At 49.6% G+C, this 19,817-nt stretch carries 22 protein-coding genes and 1 pseudogene; all 23 read left to right on the plus strand.

The genetic code is table 11. The features are described 5' to 3' along the window. Positions 1 to 261: pseudogene (locus A8990_RS31820) on the plus strand (group II intron reverse transcriptase/maturase); the annotation flags it as partial. A 192-nt stretch (positions 262 to 453) separates the two neighbouring features. Continuing rightward, entirely contained in the window at positions 454 to 996 is a 543-nt protein-coding gene (locus A8990_RS13230) for an RNA polymerase sigma factor (protein WP_181909561.1), read from the plus strand. Next, the gene (locus tag A8990_RS13235) at positions 993 to 1,514 is read left to right on the plus strand and encodes an anti-sigma factor family protein (RefSeq protein WP_181909562.1); all 522 of its coding nucleotides are present in this window, start codon (positions 993 to 995) and stop codon (positions 1,512 to 1,514) included. Before A8990_RS13230 ends, A8990_RS13235 begins: the two co-directional genes overlap by 4 nt. Positions 1,515 to 1,527: 13 nt before the next feature. Continuing rightward, a complete protein-coding gene (locus A8990_RS13240; protein WP_116189521.1) occupies positions 1,528 to 2,658 on the plus strand; it encodes a hypothetical protein in 1,131 nt (376 codons plus the stop codon). Beyond that, positions 2,655 to 3,374: a LiaI-LiaF-like domain-containing protein gene (locus tag A8990_RS13245; protein ID WP_116189522.1), complete on the plus strand. Its 720-nt coding sequence runs from the start codon at positions 2,655 to 2,657 to the stop codon at positions 3,372 to 3,374. Before A8990_RS13240 ends, A8990_RS13245 begins: the two co-directional genes overlap by 4 nt. A gap of 105 nt (positions 3,375 to 3,479) precedes the next feature. Then, positions 3,480 to 4,094 (plus strand): hypothetical protein, encoded by a 615-nt coding sequence (locus A8990_RS13250; protein WP_116189523.1) that lies wholly within the window; start codon positions 3,480 to 3,482, stop codon positions 4,092 to 4,094. Positions 4,095 to 4,588: 494 nt separating this feature from the next. Beyond that, positions 4,589 to 6,466, plus strand: a complete 1,878-nt coding sequence (locus A8990_RS13255) for an ATP-dependent helicase ComFA (protein WP_245996001.1) — start codon at positions 4,589 to 4,591, stop codon at positions 6,464 to 6,466. Beyond that, positions 6,463 to 7,320 carry a ComFC family protein gene (locus A8990_RS13260; protein ID WP_116189524.1) on the plus strand — a complete coding sequence of 286 codons (858 nt, stop codon included), beginning with the start codon at positions 6,463 to 6,465 and terminating at the stop codon, positions 7,318 to 7,320. The genes A8990_RS13255 and A8990_RS13260 overlap by 4 nt, the downstream gene beginning before the upstream one ends. A 127-nt stretch (positions 7,321 to 7,447) precedes the next feature. After that, a complete protein-coding gene (locus A8990_RS13265) occupies positions 7,448 to 7,870 on the plus strand; it encodes a flagellar protein (protein WP_116189525.1) in 423 nt (140 codons plus the stop codon). A gap of 99 nt (positions 7,871 to 7,969) precedes the next feature. Continuing rightward, positions 7,970 to 8,236 (plus strand): flagellar biosynthesis anti-sigma factor FlgM, encoded by a 267-nt coding sequence (flgM, locus tag A8990_RS13270; RefSeq protein WP_116189526.1) that lies wholly within the window; start codon positions 7,970 to 7,972, stop codon positions 8,234 to 8,236. Between the two features lie 21 nt (positions 8,237 to 8,257). Further along, a complete protein-coding gene (locus tag A8990_RS13275; protein WP_181909563.1) occupies positions 8,258 to 8,761 on the plus strand; it encodes a flagellar protein FlgN in 504 nt (167 codons plus the stop codon). A 15-nt stretch (positions 8,762 to 8,776) separates the two neighbouring features. Next, positions 8,777 to 10,333, plus strand: a complete 1,557-nt coding sequence (flgK, locus tag A8990_RS13280) for a flagellar hook-associated protein FlgK (protein ID WP_116189528.1) — start codon at positions 8,777 to 8,779, stop codon at positions 10,331 to 10,333. Between the two features lie 23 nt (positions 10,334 to 10,356). Continuing rightward, a complete protein-coding gene (flgL, locus tag A8990_RS13285; protein WP_181909564.1) occupies positions 10,357 to 11,277 on the plus strand; it encodes a flagellar hook-associated protein FlgL in 921 nt (306 codons plus the stop codon). Positions 11,278 to 11,298: 21 nt separating this feature from the next. Continuing rightward, positions 11,299 to 11,865 (plus strand): DUF6470 family protein, encoded by a 567-nt coding sequence (locus A8990_RS13290; RefSeq protein ID WP_116189529.1) that lies wholly within the window; start codon positions 11,299 to 11,301, stop codon positions 11,863 to 11,865. Between the two features lie 58 nt (positions 11,866 to 11,923). Next, entirely contained in the window at positions 11,924 to 12,346 is a 423-nt protein-coding gene (fliW, locus tag A8990_RS13295) for a flagellar assembly protein FliW (protein WP_181909565.1), read from the plus strand. A 2-nt stretch (positions 12,347 to 12,348) separates the two neighbouring features. Then, positions 12,349 to 12,582 carry a carbon storage regulator CsrA gene (csrA, locus tag A8990_RS13300; RefSeq protein WP_116189531.1) on the plus strand — a complete coding sequence of 78 codons (234 nt, stop codon included), beginning with the start codon at positions 12,349 to 12,351 and terminating at the stop codon, positions 12,580 to 12,582. Positions 12,583 to 12,709: 127 nt separating this feature from the next. Then, a complete protein-coding gene (locus tag A8990_RS13305) occupies positions 12,710 to 13,519 on the plus strand; it encodes a flagellin N-terminal helical domain-containing protein (RefSeq protein WP_116189532.1) in 810 nt (269 codons plus the stop codon). Between the two features lie 57 nt (positions 13,520 to 13,576). Beyond that, the gene (locus A8990_RS13310) at positions 13,577 to 14,635 is read left to right on the plus strand and encodes a tetratricopeptide repeat-containing glycosyltransferase family 2 protein (protein WP_116189533.1); all 1,059 of its coding nucleotides are present in this window, start codon (positions 13,577 to 13,579) and stop codon (positions 14,633 to 14,635) included. Positions 14,636 to 14,718: 83 nt separating this feature from the next. Then, entirely contained in the window at positions 14,719 to 15,087 is a 369-nt protein-coding gene (locus A8990_RS13315) for a flagellar protein FlaG (RefSeq protein WP_181909566.1), read from the plus strand. Between the two features lie 6 nt (positions 15,088 to 15,093). Then, complete coding sequence (gene fliS, locus A8990_RS13320) at positions 15,094 to 15,477, plus strand: flagellar export chaperone FliS (RefSeq protein WP_116189535.1); 384 nt, start codon at positions 15,094 to 15,096, stop codon at positions 15,475 to 15,477. Further along, positions 15,432 to 15,845, plus strand: a complete 414-nt coding sequence (locus tag A8990_RS13325) for a hypothetical protein (RefSeq protein WP_147306805.1) — start codon at positions 15,432 to 15,434, stop codon at positions 15,843 to 15,845. Before fliS ends, A8990_RS13325 begins: the two co-directional genes overlap by 46 nt. Positions 15,846 to 15,922: 77 nt before the next feature. Next, on the plus strand, positions 15,923 to 17,869 hold the full coding sequence (locus A8990_RS13330) for a glycosyltransferase family 2 protein (protein ID WP_116189537.1): 1,947 nt from the start codon (positions 15,923 to 15,925) through the stop codon (positions 17,867 to 17,869). Positions 17,870 to 17,953: 84 nt separating this feature from the next. After that, positions 17,954 to 19,774, plus strand: coding sequence for a flagellar filament capping protein FliD (fliD, locus tag A8990_RS13335; RefSeq protein ID WP_116189538.1), 1,821 nt, complete (start codon positions 17,954 to 17,956; stop codon positions 19,772 to 19,774). The last annotated feature ends 43 nt before the right edge of the window (positions 19,775 to 19,817 follow it).

The following is a 19,817-nucleotide window of genomic DNA, read 5'->3' on the forward strand; positions in this document are numbered from 1 at the left end:
CTGATGCAGACCGCAGACGAATGGATGAGAAGGCGAATCCGCATGGTGTACTGGAAACAATGGAAACGAGTGAAGACAAGGTTTACGAACCTAAAAGCATTTGGGATCCGCGCCAAACAAGCATGGGAATACGCCAACACAAGAAAGGGCTACTGGAGAACCTCCCATAGCCCGATCCTCTCCAAATCCCTCGACAACAATACCCTCAAAGAACTCGGATTCTTATTCTTTTCAGATTACTACCGACAAGTTACAACGTAAACTTAGGAACCGCCGTATACCGAACGGTACGTACGGTGGTGTGGGAGGTCGGCTACTCAACTAATGGGTAGCCTCCTACCCGATTGTCAGCGAGTCTAGTAAACAAAAATAATCCTTTCGAAGTGCAGGGGTAAGCAGGGGCAGCATCGTCTATTTCATGTGAGAGGGGGGAGAGAGATTCGGGACGAGGCGTTGATTGCACAAATTAGAGGTGGAGACCGGGAAGCATACAGCGAGCTCGTGGCGCTGTACCGGGACGAGCTGTACCGGCTGATCTGGAGCGTGCTGCGGGATACGGCGGATGCGGAGGATACGCTGCAGGAGGCGTTCGTTCGAATCTATCTCTCCCTGGAGAGTTATCGGGGCGAAGGATTCAAGACTTGGGCGGCGAGGATCTCCGTTAATCTCGCTATCGATTGCAAGCGGCGCAATGCCCGCAAGGCAGAGCTGCTCCAGCAAGAGGCTGCGGCGAGCGCCTTGATGACGGCAGATAGGTCGCACGCGCTGCCGGCCGAGACCGAAGCGCTGAAGCGTGACCGCAAACGCCGGGTTCGGGCGTTGGTAGGCGCAATGCCGGAAGGTTACCGCAGCATTGTGCGCTCTTATTTCCTGGAGGATCGGCCCCAGAAGGAAATTGCCGAGCAAGAGCAGCTGCAGATCAAGAGCGTGGAATCCAAGCTGTACCGGGCGAGACAATGGATGCGCAAGCATTGGAAGGAGGAGGATTTGGAATGAAGCATTGGGATGACGCGGACTTGCGAAATTACGCGGAGGACAGGCTGCAGGAGCAGGAGCGGCAAGAGGTGGAGGCGCATCTGGCCGAGTGTGAGCCGTGTTTATTGCGATATATGGATGTGTTATCGGAGGCTCCGCAGATCGAGCGCTTGAGCGGCCAAGCCGCGGATGCGATTACGAAGCGCGTCATGGAGCAAGTGAGAACGCTGGGGCAGACAGCTGCAGCAATGCCGGAGGTCCAATCCCCTCCTCAGCAGGATGCAGACAAGGCCGTTCAGCGTCGCAAGAAAGGCAGCAGAGACAGTCGCAAGCAGGCGCTCGTTCATTACCTCATTGCTGTGTGCGTGATGCTGCTTCTTATGTCGGCGGGCGTATTCCAGCGGCTAGCTGACCAGCCGGAGCATTGGGAAGCCCAGCAGCTGAGCAAGCGCGAGTCCGTAACAACCTCGATCATGGAGCGTACATCAGCTGTTATTGATTCCATCGTCGTGAAACCAAATAAATCAACATTGAAGTAAAGGAGAGAGCGGTGTGGTCAAAAATCCAGTGTTAACCTTGTTTCTGGGATTTCTGCCGGGCATCGGGCATTACAGGGTCGGTCGTTCGGGACGGGGGACATTGTACCTTCTATTGTGTATCATGTCGTTGTTCTTTGGCATTGTGGCAGGAGCCGCCGAAGGGGAGGAAGCGTTCTTTTTCATAGGGCTGTTCTTCTCCGCCGTCTTCTGGCTCATTAATTTCATGGATCTCATTATCTATCTCGTCCGCCAAAATGGCAGCAGAATCAGCGGCGTACATGTTCCGCCTGTGCATCCGATGTATGTCTCGGAGCAGCTGGACGGCGTTATATATGCGCCTGCTGCCAATGAGAATGTGCAAGGCCGATCCAGTGAGCGATTTTACACGATTCTGCTGTCGTTTATTCCGGGGCTTGGCCATCTGCAGCTGGGGCTCATGCAGCGGGGACTGAATCTTATGATCGGATTCTTCGGCTTGTTTGCGATGATCGTTTTCGTAGCGATTTTGGCCGATCAGCCGGGCTTCCTGACCTTCCTCATTGTGCTGCCGATCATATGGATCTTCGGCATGTTTGACGCCATTCGCCATGTGCAGTTGAAGCAGGCGGGCGAGACGCTGCAGGACAAATCGGTGCTTGAGGATTGGGAGGAGCATCGTCAAGGCGGCAAGCGCAGCAAATGGCTGTCGACGGTGCTGTCGATTATGCCGGGAGCGGGCCATATGTATCTCGGCTTGCAGAAGAGAGGGCTTCAGCTTATGGCGGGCTTCCTGCTGTCGATCTATCTGCTGGACGTCCTGCAGCTCTCCCTGTTTCTATTTCTCGTACCGCTGTTCTGGTGCTTCTCGTTCTTCGATGCGCTGCAGATGCAGTCCCGTCTGAACAGCGGGGAAGGCGAGCTCGAGGATGTGCCGATTGTCGATTGGCTGATCAACCACCAGAAATGGCTTGGCATCGGCCTCATGGCGCTTGGCCTCTACTATATCGCAGACCGGATGCTGATCGAGTATATTCAGCGCGTATGGGGCGACTGGCAGCTAACTTCAGACATCCGCTATTATTTCAAAACCGGGCTGACTGCGCTGCTGCTCATCGGAGCGGGCGTTAAGCTGCTCTCGGGCAAGAAAGAGGTGAAGCCGGAATGAGACAATGGCGCGTAGGCACATGGTCGATGGGTGCGGCACTTATTGCGATGGGCATCATGCTGCTGGCATCCTCTCTCGGCGGCTTTCAATGGTTCGACCAGGGCATTGTCTGGTGGCCGATGCTGCTTATTCTGCTCGGGCTCGAAATCGTCATTTATCTATGGCGCAGCAAATCCGAGCAGCAGAGTGCGGTACTTCGTTATGATCTATTCAGTATTATCGTGGTTGCGGCGCTAGGAGGATGCTGTCTGGTGTTCACAACCGTGAGTGCAACCGGACTGCTCGATGAAGTGCGCGGAAGCATTGGCTCCCGTGAGGTGCGTGTGGAGGCTCAAGAGATATCGGAGCGTATTGCGGCTAATGTGAAGAAAATCGTAGTACAAGGCGAGAACTACTGGAACGGCCGCATTCATCTTGATGCGGATGGCAGCGATGCGGGACAGCTTTCGGCGTTCGGCGCGTGCCGCTATGATCTTCAGAAGGATGCCGCGGCGCCTGGATCGCCGGAGCTTGTAGTGGCTCGTCAGGCAGGTGAGACGCTGTACGTAACGGTGAATCGACCTTCCGAGGAGCGGCATATGCTGAATGACGGCACGCCTTCATGCGATGTTACGATCGTGCTGCCGAGCGAGCAGCAGGTCATGGTTAGACCGGAAATCGGCATGCAGCTGCCGGCGGGGTCCAAGCTGCCTGCGGGCTGGCAGGTGCAGCGGTAATTTTTTAGGCTGACAGGCAAGCCCCTTTTTGCGACTTGTCCGTGAAAGTCCGTCACCCATGGGCGCTTCCCGGCATATGATGTCACAAAAAAGGAGGTGGCTGCCTTGATTCCAGTCCTATTATGGATCTTCGGTTGTTACGCCTTGGCAGCGGCTGCCGTGCATGCCGCATTCGCGCTTACCTGGAAGCGAGAGCGTGATGTGCAGCATTACGTGCTCATCGCGGGTAACCACCAGCTGCAGATGGAATGGTATATGCGATCGCTTCGGCGGTTCTCTCATTTTTCCGGCACAGAAGTGAAAGTGACTGTCGTGGACCGCGGCTCCGAGGATGATACGATGGGCATCGCGAGGATCTTCGCCAGAAGGGGCATGGATGTCCAATTTCACTCCGGTATCGGGCAAAATGAACATTCCGGCGCTGTGACGGACACGCACGAGAGTCTCGCATCTGTAAAAGGGCATGCCACCGCAGCAACAGCCGAGGAGCGTCGTGCGAAGGAAGCGCCGGTAAAATGGCACCGCTTCCGCATGAACCCGTGGAAGCCGCGCAAGCAGAGCAAGTCGAGCAAGCGGAGCAACTCGAAAGCGAAAAAGCCTTTGGCGGAGCCGACGAATTTGCTATGGAAGTTACAAGCTGAAGGTATTGTGTCCTCGAAGGAGCATGCGGTGTTAATCGACCTGCGTGATCCGGCGGATTTGTCGAAGCTGCCTTATTGAGGCGGAAATGTGTAAGGGCAATAACAAGAGCGCTCTGAACGAACACGAATGGATTGCAGCGGCATTGAGCTAGAGGTATAATCCTCCTAAGAGAATAAAACAGACGTGTGAAGCACACCCGTGTAAACTGCCTTTGGGCGGTTTTTGGGTGTGCTTTTTTGTCGTGGGAATGGGGTGATCGTGTGAGGGTGACAGTATATGCGGCGTTGGTACATGGCGGTTCTTGGGCAAGGTGGTCCGTGGCGCCTGAGATAGACTTTGCTTATTGGCTGGGAAGCGGGTATAGGAAGGCGGTTGGGGTGGCTGCTGGGGGATGGAGCGGTGTGGGAAAGGCGGAAAGAGGTGGGGAGATAGAAGTGGGAAGGAACGAAGAGGAGAGGCGGGGCAGAAATTCGGGGGATAAGAGAAGGAACGGGGAGATAGGGAGAGCGGACAATGCGGAAGAAGTGATAAGGGACGGAAAGATAGCGCAAGTAAGAGTAAAGGAAGAAGCAGTGAGGAGAAGAGCGCGGGCAGGCGAGACGGAAGAAGCGGCAAAGAACGGGAAGGCAGTGAAAGCAGATCTAAAGGAAGAAGCAATAAGGAGAAGAGAGGTAGTTGCTGTTATTGCGTGGTCTGTGCCGATTCCGCTCGGGCATGCCGTACAAGTGGCAGAGCGATGGTCCGGCAAAGCTCGGGACGAGCATGGAGTGCGCGAGGAGATGGCGCGCCTTGTTCGCGAAGCATGGGCTTCTGATGTCCGCTTAGGGTTGCCGGTTCAGGAGCGGGAGGATGCCCATGCGGTGAAGGTCGTTGCGACTGAAGGTATGGCGTCCGGAGGCGTGGCGGACGCGAAGGCGCTTGCTGCGCGGGCTTGCCGCGCGGCTTCGCTTTTGCAGGGCCGAGCGCTGCTCAGCAGCGAAGCGCTCGCCCTGCTTGGGGCCGCGGGCGCGGCCGAGCCGGCCGGCGCAGCGGCGTGGAGCGCGGCAGCCCCCGCGCTCCAGCTGGCCGCGCTGCTCGGCCTGCTGCGCCTAGGCGCAGCAGTCGCCCCGCAGCCGCAGCCCCGGCTGCTGCGGTGGCGAGCGGCGCTTGGCGCCAGGCCGCGCCCGCGGCTCCGCTGCCAGCGATGCGGCAGCGGCACGGCGCGCATGCGCCGCACGGCATGCGCGGGGTGCGGCCGCGCATGTGCGTACTGCGAGGCGTGCCTTACCATGGGGCGCAGCCGAGAGTGCGGCCTGCTCATCTTCGGCACGCCGAGCCTTCAGGCGCGCGCCACGCCCGCGCCAAGCGCCGCGTCTGCACTGAGCGCCACCTGGGCACTAAGCCCTGCCCAAGCCGAAGCAACTGCCGCAGCGCTGCGCTTTATGCTTGCTCCTGCCCACCACCCAGCCCCTCGCCGATTCTTATTCTGGGCCGTCACCGGGGCGGGCAAGACCGAGATGATATACCCGCTCATTGAAGCTGAGCTTCAGCGCGGGGGCAGGGCGTTAATCGCAACTCCGCGCCGTGACGTCGTGCTGGAGCTGGATCCTCGCATACGCAAAGCGTTTCGGAATGCGAGTGTGGTAACGTTGTACGGCGGAAGTGATCAGCGCTGGGAACAGGGAGAGATTACGATTGCGACGACCCATCAGCTATTCCGGTTTCAGTACGGCTTTGACCTGGTCATTATTGATGAAATCGACGCCTTTCCCTATCACAATGATCCTATGCTCCAGTATGCTGCCGAGAAGGTATGCAAGCCTGGGGGGGTAAATGTGCTGCTTTCGGCGACGCCTCCGGCAGAGCTGCGCAGTGCCGCCCGATCGGGGTGTCTCTCTCATGTGCGCGTGCCCGTAAGATTTCATCGGCATCCGCTTCCGATACCAAAGCAGATCAGTGTCCCTCCTGTACATAAGCTGCTTAAGCAGCGCTCCCTGCCGCGAAAGCTAGTCCAGTCGCTGCAACGATCCATCACCCGCGGTGCCCAGTTATTCCTCTTTGTTCAACAGATCCGGGAGGTAGAGCCGCTCGTCCAGCAGCTCCGTTCTATTTTTCCCGATATAAGTATTGAAGGAACCTCGTCCAAAGACGGGGATCGGGCAGAGAAGGTGCTTCGCTTCCGCGATCGCACGATTCGGCTGCTCGTCACGACGACGATTCTGGAGCGCGGCGTCACGATCCCGAAGAGCGATGTGTTCATTCTCGATGCGGACGGAAAGCTCTTTGACGATGCTTCGCTAATACAAATGGCAGGCCGAGCAGGCCGATCCAGCGACGATCCGGCAGGAAGGGTGTATTTCTTCGCCCCATCCCGCACGCGGTCCCAGCAATCCGCCATCCGCCAAATAAGAATGATGAACCGAATCGCCAAGCGCAAAGGCTTTCTCATAACACATAAGGAGAAGGGATGATCACCCTGCCCAGAATCATATCTGCCCGGTTCCGTATTGCCATCACTGTCAAGCTTCGCATCATCCTCACCGCTATGCGTAAGTCGGTCCAGCTGCTCAATGCCACATCCGGTGCCTGTCTCCTATGCGGCAACATGGATCGCAAGCCGCGCCATCCGAGCTTCGCTTCACTATGCACCGCCTGTTTTGACCAAATCCCATGGATTACCCGCATAGAGTGCCAAGTGTGCGGACGCCCGGAATATTGTCCGGATTGCTCACGCCGAAGCGATGCCGCCTTCATCTGGAACCGTTCCGCCGTGCGTTACAATGCCCTCATCCGAGAATGGCTGGCGCTATATAAATACCGAGGGCATGAAGCGCTCGCTCCGTTGCTCGGAGAGATGCTGCTAGCTGCCTATCACGGACTTATAAAAACGCTCAATCACCAGCATCCGCTGCCCCTCCAATCCCAGCATCCGATAGATGCCATCATTCCGGTTCCCGTAAGCAGTGAGCGTCTAGCGGAGCGCGAGTTCAATCAAGCGGAGAGGCTGGGCGCTTACCTCGCTGAACATACGCTCATTCCTCTTCATAATGTGCTGGAACGAACACGCCATAGTGGCAAACAGAGTTACAAGACAAGAGGTGCGCGGCTGCGCGATACACATAATCTTTTTACTGCTAATCCAGCACTCACTGGTAGTATGCTGTCATCACTAGATCAGCCGCACATCCGTCTCATCGTAGTGGATGACATTTATACGACTGGAAGTACGGCGAATGCCTGCGCAGCAGCACTGGCAGATGAGATTAAGAGGCAGCAGCCGGCTGCCCTCGTCGAACTTTTCGTGCTGACGCTGGCTCGATCCTAGGACAATAGAATCATTTTTCGTAAAATATGCCTATTTCCGGTATGTTCAAGCTGAAAAAGGTGGTGAAATTTGTCCTTTTATGAGGTAATATGAAGTCACCAATGGATGAATGAAGGGAGCAGTGAACATGAATCTCGATAATTGTCCTCGCTGCGGAAAACTATTTGCCAAGAACTTTCGCGATGTCTGCGGGAATTGCATTAAAGAAATCGATACTGAATATTCGGTTTGCTCCGAGTATCTTCGTAAAAATAAAGGCACCGACATTAACGAGCTCTCTGATGCGACAGGCGTGTCCATCAAGCAGATTACAAAGTTCATTCGTGAAGGCCGTATATCCCTCGTGAATGCTCCAAATCTGATGTATCCTTGCGAAATGTGCGGCGTTCTGATTCGGGATCATACGAAGTGTGATAGTTGCAGAGCGAAGCTGCTGACCGAAGTGAACAAGTATCGTCAGAATGGGAATGCAGCCGCTTCTGACAAGACGTCTGAAAAAGCACCAACCTCCGCCGCTTCCACTTACCGTAATTTGGACAGAGGCAATTGATCGGGTTTCATTTGCATTGTCTATAAAATATTAACGTATTATGCCGATAATACTCTTATATAGAGTTATCGGCTTTTTTATTTGTTTGGAGGGATTAAGATGAAGATCAATCAAACACATCGAATTAATGCTGTCAATCCATATCAGAAACAATCCGATCTGCAGGCAGGAGCGGCCAGCCGCAAGCGCAAGACGGACGAGGTGCAAATTTCGGCGGAAGCGCATGAGATGCTATCCAGCAACCGTGTGAACAATGCCGACCGCAGCCAGCTGATCGATAATTTAAAGCAATCGGTAAGGTCCGGCACTTACCATGTGGAATCGGGCAAAATTGCCGAGAAGCTGCTTCCTTATTTGAAAAACTAACGACAAGATAGGGTGACCTCCGTGAACGTAGAAACGATTATCGCAACGCTTGAGCAGCAGGCTGACGTTTACCGTCAGTTGCTGGATCTGGCGAAAGAGAAGACACCATATCTTGTTCATAACCAAGTCGAGCATTTAAATCTGGCGCTCCAGCAGGAACGGAAGCTAGTAAAGGCGGCAGAAGAGCTGGAGCAGCAGCGCATGAGACTATGCGGCCAATATTTTACGGGGCTCGGAATGCTCCGCTATAAGGGCGGCAAGATCAGCGAGATGATTCGGACTGTGACCTCGCCCCGTGATAAGCAGCAGCTGACCGACCTTCACAACACATTAACGAGCTTATTGGACGATCTGCAGAGAGTAAGTCAGATGAATCAACAGCTTATTATGCAGTCGCTTAAATTTATAGATTACTCTATCGACCTAATGATGGATGACCCGAATAGCGATGTTGTTTATCAGCATCCTCATAGTCAAGGGTATAACACCACTACGCGATCCGGTATTTTCAATAGAAGAGGATAGGGAGTGAACTAGGACATGACGTCTTCTTTCATGGGGATAGAAACGGCGAAGAGAAGTTTGTTTACGCAGACTGCCGCATTGAATACAACAGGTCATAACATTTCAAACGCCAATACAGCAGGCTATTCCAGACAAATTGTCAATATGACAGCTGCAAGACCGATGGAATATCCGGGGATGCAGCGTTCGAATACACCCGGTCAAATTGGTACAGGTGTCGAATTCCAATCCATTACTCGCGTACGTCAAGCATTCTTAGATGATCAATTCCGAAACCAGAATAAATCGCTGGGCAGCTGGGAAGTTCAAGCAAGCACTTTGGACAAGCTTCAGAGTATTGTGAACGAGCCTTCGGAATCGGGTCTGCGGACGGTTATGGACAACTTCTGGAAGTCTTGGTCAGATCTTAGTAAGGATCCGGAGAACGTAACCGGACGCAAAATCGTTCGTGAGAATGCGATGGCACTAACCGACGCCTTTAATCAAATGAGCAAGCAGCTGAACGACTTTAACAATGACTTGACATCCAACATTCGAGTGAAGGTGAACGAGATTAATTCAACAATCTCTACCATTTCGAACTTGAACGTAGAGATTCAGCGGGTTGAAGGGCTGGGGAACGATGCGAATGATCTCAGAGATCAGCGGGATCTATTGACAGATAACCTGTCCAAAATCGCGAATATCAGTGTGACGAATACGCCGCAGGGGTATAACATTTCGATGGGTAATGTCTCACTGGTTTCCGGCGCGACGGCAAATCCAACCACCATGGAAGACTTGTCCGCAGCGTACGGTAATGGGGACGGTACAGGCGACTTAAATGATGGCGAAGTCTTCGGCATGTTTGTTTCGCAGAAGAAATACGTCGCAGATTACATGAATCAGTTGGATACGCTTGCGAATACACTCGCTAACGGGAATTTGTCTGTCACGATTCCTGCAGGATCTGTCCTGCCTACTGGTTCTGTGTTCGACGGTGTAGATTATTCAGGCGTTGTTAGCTCGGATATTGCGGTGAATGTGGCAGGTCTGAATGGGCTCTATAAATTGGGCTATTCGTTTGAGACGCCGGCGCAATCCGGAAGAGAATTCTTCACCTCGACAAACGGTCCAATTACAGCTTCAAGCATTCAACTCAATCCGGAGCTTGCCGCTGATTCCGGCTTGATTGCGACTTCCTTGCGGACAACTGGAACGGGTACGAACGAAGTTGCGGTTAAAGGTAATAATACAATGGCGTTATTGATGGCCAATCTCAAAGACACGAAGTTCTCTTTCACTTCAAGCACAAATGGCGTCCAGAGCGGAACCATTGACGACTATTTCCAATCCTTTGTCGGACAACTCGGCGTTCAAGGGCAAGAGGCTCAGCGGCAGTATGATAACCAGCAGAATCTCGTTCAACAAGTGGATGGCAATCGCCAATCGGTCAGCGGAGTATCCCTCGATGAAGAGATGTCTAATCTGATTAAGTTTCAGCACGCGTATGGGGCAGCTTCACGTTTTATGACGACCTACGATCAAATTCTAGATAAGCTTATTAACGGCACAGGTCAAGTCGGTCGCTAACCGTAAGTAGAGGAGGCAATTAAATGGCATTGAGAATCACGCAAGGTATGATGCACTCGCAGCTGCTAAGCAATGTGAATCATAATCTGCAACGCATGAACGTTGGGCAGAATGTACTTGCAACCGGACTTAAGATAAATAAGCCTTCTGATGATCCGGTCGGTATTACCTACGCACTGCGTTATCGCAGCGAGCTCTCCAATAATGAGCAGTATCAGAAGAATGTGGATGCGGCGCATTCATTCGTTGATTACACGGATACGATTTTAAGCCAGTTGACGGATACGCTGCAGCGTGCCTCTGAGATTACGAATGAAGGCGCAAACGGAACAAATCCTCAGACAGCTATGGATGCCATTGCTGCAGAGATGGGGACGATTTACGATCAGGTCGTCACAATTGCTAATGATAAATATAATGGCAAATCGATTTTCAATGGGCAGCTTACGGATCAGGCACCTTACACATCTGCGAATGCAGCTTATGAGCAAACGGATACCCAGTCCATTAATTATACGTTTGCAGCAGGCGTTACCGTTCCGATTAATGTGACGGGAAATGAAGTGTTTGGCGATCCTAACCCGGCTCCTCCGGCTGCCGAAACGAATCCGGATAACCTGTTTTCGGTGTTGAAGGGACTGCAGGACGCTTTCTCGTCAGGCGATCAGGAGAAAGCGCGTGGCTTGATGGATCAGTTAAGCAGCAGAATGGATAAAATATTAAATGTCCGATCTGAAGTAGGGGCCAGATCGAACCGTATTGATTTGATGGCCAATCGTCTTGAGGATATGAATACAAACATTACGTCACTTGACTCTAAGATCGAGGATGCGGACATGGCAGAAACAATTACGAAGCTGCAGGAAGATCAGAATGTGTATCAAGCCTCTCTTTCCGTTGGGGCGAAGATCATCCAGCCAAGCCTGATGGACTACTTAAGATAATCCAAAGCAGGTGATTCGAACATGAACTTAACTAAGGTGTCTATTCAACAAACCTTTGGGCAAATAGCCATTCAGACACAGAATGCGAGTCAAGAGATGCATTCGCAAGCCGCAGAGCTGTCGATTAAGCAGCCGCCTGGAACGCTTGAAATTAGTTCGCCATCCGGTGATTTGAACATCGATTCGTCTGCTGCATGGGCGGCACTCGGGAAAGGACCCAATCTGGACTGGATGAGCATGATCTATAGTCAGAGCAAGGGCATCGCGCTTCAAGGGATAGCCAGAATCGTGGCAGAAGGCCATCGGATGGCCCAGATTACGAATCCTCAGAATCCTTTCGCCGAAATCGCGAAGCGTGATTACCGTGCGCCCAATCCGGTTCAATATACAACTGCGCCATCCTATACGAATGTGAGAATCAGCTATCAGCCGTATCCGGCAGAGATTACTGGCGTGCCGCATTCGGTTGAGCTGCAGGCTTCGTCTCCTCAGCTGGATGTTCAATACAACCCCGGTTCTGTCGATATCTACATGAAACAGCAGAATAGTATCGATATTCAAGTGAGTCAATACGATTGGTACAAATAATACAAGGAGATGCTATAGCGCATGCTATAGCATTATGTCGTTTGAGGGGGCTTTTTTCTTGCTGAATTTTTTGCATGACAGAGTATTTCAATTAAATGGCACCATACTCGGCTTTGATCAATGCAATGCGTTTGTTATATCCGTGGTCGAAGAGAACGATCACTTTGCTTATATGCGAAGCGTTGATCAGGAAGGTGTCGAATTTCTAGTTGTCTCTCCTTTTTCATTTTATCCGGAATACTGGGTAGAATTAGAGGAGAAGGATAATCAGCTTCTAGGCATTCAATCCCCTGAGGATGTGTGCGTTCTATCGATCGTGACAATCAATGACCCATTTGGTGCTTCTACGCTCAATTTGCTCGCGCCGATTATTTTGAATGTGAAGAATGAACAAGGGAAACAGACGGTCCTTTCTCCGAAACGTAAATACAGCACCGTGGAACCGCTTTTGAAAGCAGAATCAGTAGGAAGTGGTGAATAGACATGCTTATATTGAGTCGGAAAAAAGGTCAGTCCATTATCATCAATAACGATATCGAGATCTTCATCTCAGCGGTTGATGGAGATCAGGTGAAGGTTGGCATTAATGCGCCTATAGAGGTTAGTATCCTCCGCAAAGAAGTATATGAAGCTGTGCAGGCAAGCAATAAGCAAGCGCTGCAGACATCGCTAAACCCGAATGATCTGAAGCAGCTATCGAGCTTAAAGAAGAAGTAGAACACTTTATTCTTTTTTTTTGAATCACTCTAAACTTTCGATTAGTTAATCCGATAAATAAAGTGTAAGGCTAACAGCCGGTTCCACATGGAAGTGGACATACAAACATTCAGGGAGGAAAATTTCAATGATTATCAATCACAACATCAATGCAATGAATGCACACCGCAACTTGGCATTCAACAACGTTCAACAAGGTAAATCCAGCGAGAAACTATCTTCCGGTTACCGTATCAACCGTGCAGCAGATGATGCTGCAGGTCTTTCGATCTCCGAGAAGATGCGCGCACAGATCAAATCGCTTAGCCAAGCACAACGCAACACGCAAGACGGTATCTCTCTCGTACAAACAGCCGAGGGTGCGATGAACGAAGTATCCGACATGCTGACTCGTATGAAAGAGCTTGCTACACAAGCGAATAACGGTACGTACAACGCCACTGACCTGAAAGCAATGGACAACGAGTATCAAAAACTTGCTACTTCGATCACGAAGGATATTGCAGCGAATACGAAGTTCAATGGTATTACACTGTTGAATGGTAAGACAGGTGCAGTTTCGATTCAAACTGGCGACAACAGCTCTGATGTCGTTAAGATCGACTTGTCGAAAGCAAATATTAAAACTCTTAGCTTCACTAACATTTCGACTGCAGCAACTGCAAAATCCGCATTGAAAGAAATCGATACTGCAATCGGAACTGTTAACAAAGGCCGTTCCGAGCTTGGTGCTGTTCAGAACCAACTTGAGCACCGTTACAACAACACAGCGTCGACTACAGAGAACCTGCAAGCAGCTGAGTCCCGTATCCGCGATACAGATATGGCGAAGGAAATGATGTCTTACTCGAAGTTCAACATTCTGCAGCAAGCTGCTACAGCGATGCTGGCTCAAGCGAACCAAGCGCCACAAGGCGTTCTGCAATTGCTGCACTAATTTTAACTGGAAAAAGCCCATTGAATTTCAATGGGCTTTTTTTAATGGAGGATCACCATGCTCGTATCTGTCTGTATGATTGTACGAAATGAAGAAGCGAATTTGGAACGGGCATTAAATAGTATTCCTGCATCATATGAGAAGGTCGTTGTTGATACTGGTTCAACTGACACAACGGTTGAAATTGCACAGCGGTTAGGTGCAAAGGTAGCGAGATTCACATGGGTTGACGACTTCGCGGCCGCAAGAAACTACAGCATTTCACAAGCAGCAGGCCAATATATTTTGATTATGGATGCAGATGAAGCACTCGATCATGGTATTGAGAACCGAATTGAACAATTTATTGCGAGTGATCCACACAGCGCTGCTGCGATTACCATTATCACTATGATTAACGATGAGACACATAAACATCGTATGGTACGCTTTTTCCCGAACAAGCATGCTTATCAATTTTACGGCATCGTACACGAGATGCTGTATTACAACGGACAACCAGCTCCGTTCCAAGCATCGGAGATGACCATATATCACTACGGATATCAGGAAGAGCAATATGCCGACGGATCGAAAGTCCACAAATATGTAGAACTTTATAATAAGCATCTAGTCCAAAACCCGAAAGACGGCTATATGTTGTATCAGCTAGGGAAGCTGTACTACTCCAATAAGGAGCTGGACAAGGCTCTTGACGCCTTTGAGCGTTGTCTTGCTGTTAATGAACCGGAACAGCTGTATTACCCGGTCATGCTTGTAATGCTAGGCTATTCGTTGAAAGAGATCGGGCAGAGTGCGCTGGCAGAAGAACTGCTTAGCGCTGTGCAGACGGAATATCCCCAATTTCCGGATCTTCCATTCCTGCTCGGGTTATTGGCTATGGATACAGGCAAGGTCGCCGACATCGAATCTCATTTCCTGAAAGCTCTAGCGATTGGAGACACATCGAAGTATACGTCCGTTGATGGTGTTGGATCCTATAAGGCTGCATATAATTTGGCCGTTTATTACGAAATTACCGGAGGTAAGGCGAAGGCGATTCAATACTATAGGACATCTGCTGCGGCGAATTATGCGCCAGCAAGAGAAAGATTAAATCAACTGGCTTTAAACTAATATTTTCATGTAAAACCTCTAAAAATTAGGAACGGAAAGTTCGATATTATGGATGAAGAACTTTTTTATAAGGGGTGTTGAACGTGGAAATAAACCAAGCCAATCAAGTGGGGTACGTACCCACTGCCAAACAGACTTCGGATATAGCCGCCGCATCTGGTACGAACACGAATTTGCTTCCGACAACGCAAGCTTTAAAGCAGAAATCGGAGTCTGATCTCACGATTTCAGAACGTGTCGTTATAAAAGCCGTAGAGAAAGCGAATAAAGTGCGTGCGGGGATGGAAAGCAATGTTGAATATAGTGTGCATAGGCCTTCAGGGGATATCATCGTTAAAGTGATGAATAAGGATACGAAGGAAGTCATTCATGAGTATCCGAGTGAAAAACTGTTGGAATTGATCGATAAACTTCAAGAAATTAATGGTAGAGTCGTCGACGAAAAGAGGTAGAAACGAATGAATGCCAGGCCGCAGGATATTTACGCGAGGACTCAAGTCAATACGGCTCATCCTGGAGAACTCACTTTGATGCTGTATAACGGTTGTCTCAAATTTATGAAGCAGGCTCGGGAGCATCTCGAGAATAAGAATATTGAAGCGAGAAATACGAACATCAAGCGTGCGCTCGATATTATTGAAGAGCTTCAAGCTACGCTGAATATGCAATATGATATTTCTCGCAATCTGTTCAGTTTGTATGCTTTTATTAAAGATAAGCTGATCGAAGCGAACATGCGCATGAGCAAGGAAAGTATTCAAATTGCTTACGACATGACAGAGGAGCTTCGCGATACGTGGGCTCAAGCACTAAAGCAAGTGAAGACCCAGGGTGCGAAATGAACGTAGTGGAGTCGGTACAAGAGCTGCTAGTGCTGTTGAACTCTACAGCTCAGGAAATCTTGCAGCTGGATTTGGAGAACGAAGCAGCTACCGATAGACTAGAGCAGCTTCAATCGGTTCAATCCGGAACAAGGCAGCAAATTGATGAGTTATGCAAGGCAAACGGTATGCCTATTGACAAGCGTAGTCTGAGAGAGTTGCTTATAGAATGTGTCGCATTGGAGAAACAAATTGCAGTGAAGTTATCGGTACAACGAGGAGTTTTGAATGAGCATATGAGTCAGATAAAGAAGGCTGAAATGGCGCGCAGTAGGTACCATCAGACTTATACGCAGGCGGAAGGATATTTTCTGGATGCACACCAATAGAATGGTTTACAAATGACCCCTGCCGGCCTGCCAGCCGGTAAGGGGTTCATTTGTTAAAGCTAGGAGGAACGATTACGATGCTTCTATCCCTTTGTATGATCGTAAAGAATGAAGAGCGCACATTGGCACGATGCCTTGACAGCGTAAAGGGGCTCGTGGACGAGATCATCATTGTCGATACAGGATCAACTGATACTACGAAAGAAATCGCTCTCCGTTATACTTCTAATCTGTATGATTATACGTGGACGAGGGACTTTTCCGCTGCACGGAACGAATCCCTTCGGAAAGCGACAGGGGAATGGATTCTTGTTCTGGATGCCGACGAGTTTGTTGAACAAGAAAATCATGACAAGCTGAGAAGCTTTATATCACAAGCTGATGCAAGTTTGCCGCGAGGCTATTTGCTGACGATTATGAATATGACAGGTCAGAATGAAGAGAGCATGAATGGTTTGCTGCAGTCCTCTGCTGCTAGACTATTCCCGAACTCGCCAGACCTTTATTATACAAGACCCATTCATGAGCAATTGACGTATACCTACGGTGAAGTTGAATGTATCCCAATGGAATTTACCATTTTTCATTCCGGTTACACGGATGAGACGGTAGCAAGGAAAGAAAAATCTAAGCGCAATATGGAAATTTTTGATGCGATTCAAAGAGACGGTGATGAGCTTGATCCCTATTACGATTTCACACTGGGCAATGAGTACGCGAATGCAGGTGAGGTCAAGAAAGCGCTGGAGTGTTACGAACGGGCTTATAAGCGGTCTGATCTTAGCTTGAACTGGATCCCGCACTGCAGTGATTTCATGGTAACGAACTATTTGCTTATACATGAGTATTCCAAGGCTAATCAAATGATACAAACCGGCCTGAAGCGCTGGGGCGGGTATAGCGATTATCATTATTACTCCGGTTTTCTGTATGAGAGCCTGGGATTTCATGATTTGGCGAAGACATCGTATTTGAAAGCAATCGAGATCGAAGAGACTGCGAATCAGTCGGGGAGATCAGCGACCATTATTAGATCGCAATTCGCTAATGTGTTCCCGTCTCGAGGTCTTGCACAGCTCTATTATAATGAACAGAACTTCGCGCGAAGCGTTTATTACTTGTCCAAGGTGCTGAACCATACGCCAGATGACGCTGCCGTATTATTCAAGCTCATCAAGATTCTTGCTCAGTCCGAACCGGAGTCGGAAATCATCCCCTTCCTGGAGAAGCTGTATCCTGCGGGTAAGCCTGCCAATCTGCTGCTTCTGTTCCGCGTGTCCATTATGGCATCTGCTGGAGGGCTCGCCCAACGATACTATGATCAATTGACCTCACTGCAGGTAGAACCGGGCAAGCCTGAATGTCTTGATTACGCGCTGCTGGTTAACGACTTGCCGCTATTTAATCGTGTGAATGAGAAGATCGGTCAGACGGAAGCGATGGAGCCTTTGTTTGTAAAGCTTCGTTTGCTTGCTTTATTGATTTGGAGAGATTCGGTTCACATCAAGGAATTCCAGCTTACGGAGAATCACCCGTTATATAACGTTTGGGGTTCTGTTGTTGCTGTGCTGACAGGCGAGGAGCCTGCCTCAATTGAAGAGCAAGACTATACATTCTTCAATGAGCTGGTTATGCAGCTGTTTAATCTTCAAGCTTATGAAGCATATGACTTATTAATTAATCATTTATCAGGCCCGAGTACGATTAATTATATTGGCGATTATTTCTACTCTGTCCATCAGATTGAACTGAGTCTGGATTATTATTCGCTGCTCCTTAAGGAGAATGCCCTGCAGGCCGCTGGCTATGAGAATCTCGCGAAGTTGTATCTAAACCAAGGTGAAATGGAACAAGGCTTAGATTGGCTTGCTCAAGCGATTATTCTCAATCCGGATAAGCCGAGCTTATATCTGCTGTACTGTAAACATACAAGAAATCATTCCGATAAGAAACGTTATAAAAAAGCATTTTTAGGGAGGTTTCCTAAGCTTCAAGGGGTTTCTTTCGTTAACGCACTATTATAGACACGAAATAGAAGGAAACATTAAACAATTGGGGTCCAATTAACGATATTAATAGTAAGAGAACTTAATCGGAGGTAATAGCATATGGTCATGAGGATAGCAGGCTTAGGGTCAGGTATGGATATTGACAGCATGGTCACAAAGCTGATGACGGCAGAAAGAGCCCCGTTAGACAAATTAAAGCAAACCGATCAGAAGCTAGCTTGGAAGGCTCAGGCTTATCGCGACATTAATGTGAAATTAGCCGCATTCCGCGATTCCTTGTCCTCACTTCGTTTCAGCGGTTCATGGGGTAAAACATCTTCGACATCTTCTGATACGTCGAAGATTGACGTATCCTCAGTCGGAACTGCTTCCGCGGGCACTCATAATATTGTTGTAACCTCATTGGCGAGAGGAGCTAACGCGGTAAGCAGCTCCGCGGTCACTGCATCCGCGAAGCTTGAAGGAACTGCAAATCTGAGTGCGGGTCTAACGATCGCATCCGACAAAAATCAACTTAATGTAACCTTGAATGGTGTAACGAAGACGGTCACTGTTGCTGCTGGAGTCTATGCTGACGGTGCTACGCTGCAAACAGCAATTCAGTCTGCGATGGATAAGTCCTTTGGCGCCAATCAAATTAAAGCCGATACGACCTCAGGCACTTTAAAGCTCACTCCCCAGGGAGATCCCGCATATTTACCTCAGCTGAAAGTGGAGGCTGGTGGTGGCGATGCGACGATGCTGACTAGCCTTGGATTGAACGAAGGACAATCGTTCAAGCTGGATAGCAGCACAACGTTATCTTCTCAATCAGCAAAATTGGCGGGAGGAGTGAATTTAACAGGTGACACTTTTACAATAAATGGTCAATCCTTCACCATTTCATCAACAGATACGTTGAATTCTGTGATGGCTAGGGTGAATAGCTCCTCGGCTGGCGTTAACATGTATTATGATTCGGTGACAGATAAGATAAGCGTTGCAAGCAAGACCACTGGCGATACTGCCAAGATCGTATTTGGAGCTTCGAGTAATTTCCAGACGGCATTCAACTTATCTACGCCTGCTGCAGCTCAGCAAGGGAAGAACGCGGTGGTGAAGATTGACGGCGTTGACGGTACATATGCCACCAATACAGTAACCTCTAACGGCGTGACATATACGTTGAAAGGCCAAACAGATGCAGCGGGTATTAATGTGAACGTCAACCAGGATACAGACTCCATCTACAACTCGATAACGGATTTTGTTAACAAATACAACGATTTGCTGACAAGCTTGAATACGAAGATTAACGAGCCTGTTTACCGTGATTTTCAGCCGTTGACCGACGATCAGAAGAAAGCGATGAACGAAACGGATATTACCAATTGGGAAGCCAAAGCTAAGAGCGGGCTATTAGCTAGAGATAGCAATCTGCAGCAGCTTCGCGATTCGATGCGTCAAATTTCGTATTCTTCTGTCTCCACGCTGCCATCGGACATGAATGCGCTCTACGAAATCGGAATTACGACTTCGGGATATACGAAAGGGGATACGACGAATGCGGGCAAACTTTCCATTGACGCAACGAAGCTGAAGGATGCGATTTCCAGGGATCCGCAGGGTGTCATTAAGATATTCGCGAATCAGTCCCTTACTGACACGACAGAGGAACAAGGTGTTATGCAAAGACTTTATTCCTCCTCAAGCAGCACGATTACGAACATTATTAAGACAGCCGGCTCAGGTTCGGAAGCCTACGATAAAGTTACAAATACACTAGGTAATCAAGTAAATAAATTAAATGTGAAGATTCTTGATATGCAAGATAAACTCACGACCAAAGAAAACAACTACTATTCCATGTTCTCCAAAATGGACACCGCCATCGCAAATAGCAATGCACAGGTTGGCTGGCTGTCAAGCTTTATGAATTAATGATTCAAATAACTTGGGGGAGGAAGCCTGAAAGATGATATTC

The organism is Paenibacillus taihuensis, from assembly GCF_003386535.1.
GTDB lineage: Bacteria > Bacillota > Bacilli > Paenibacillales > Paenibacillaceae > Paenibacillus_Z > Paenibacillus_Z taihuensis.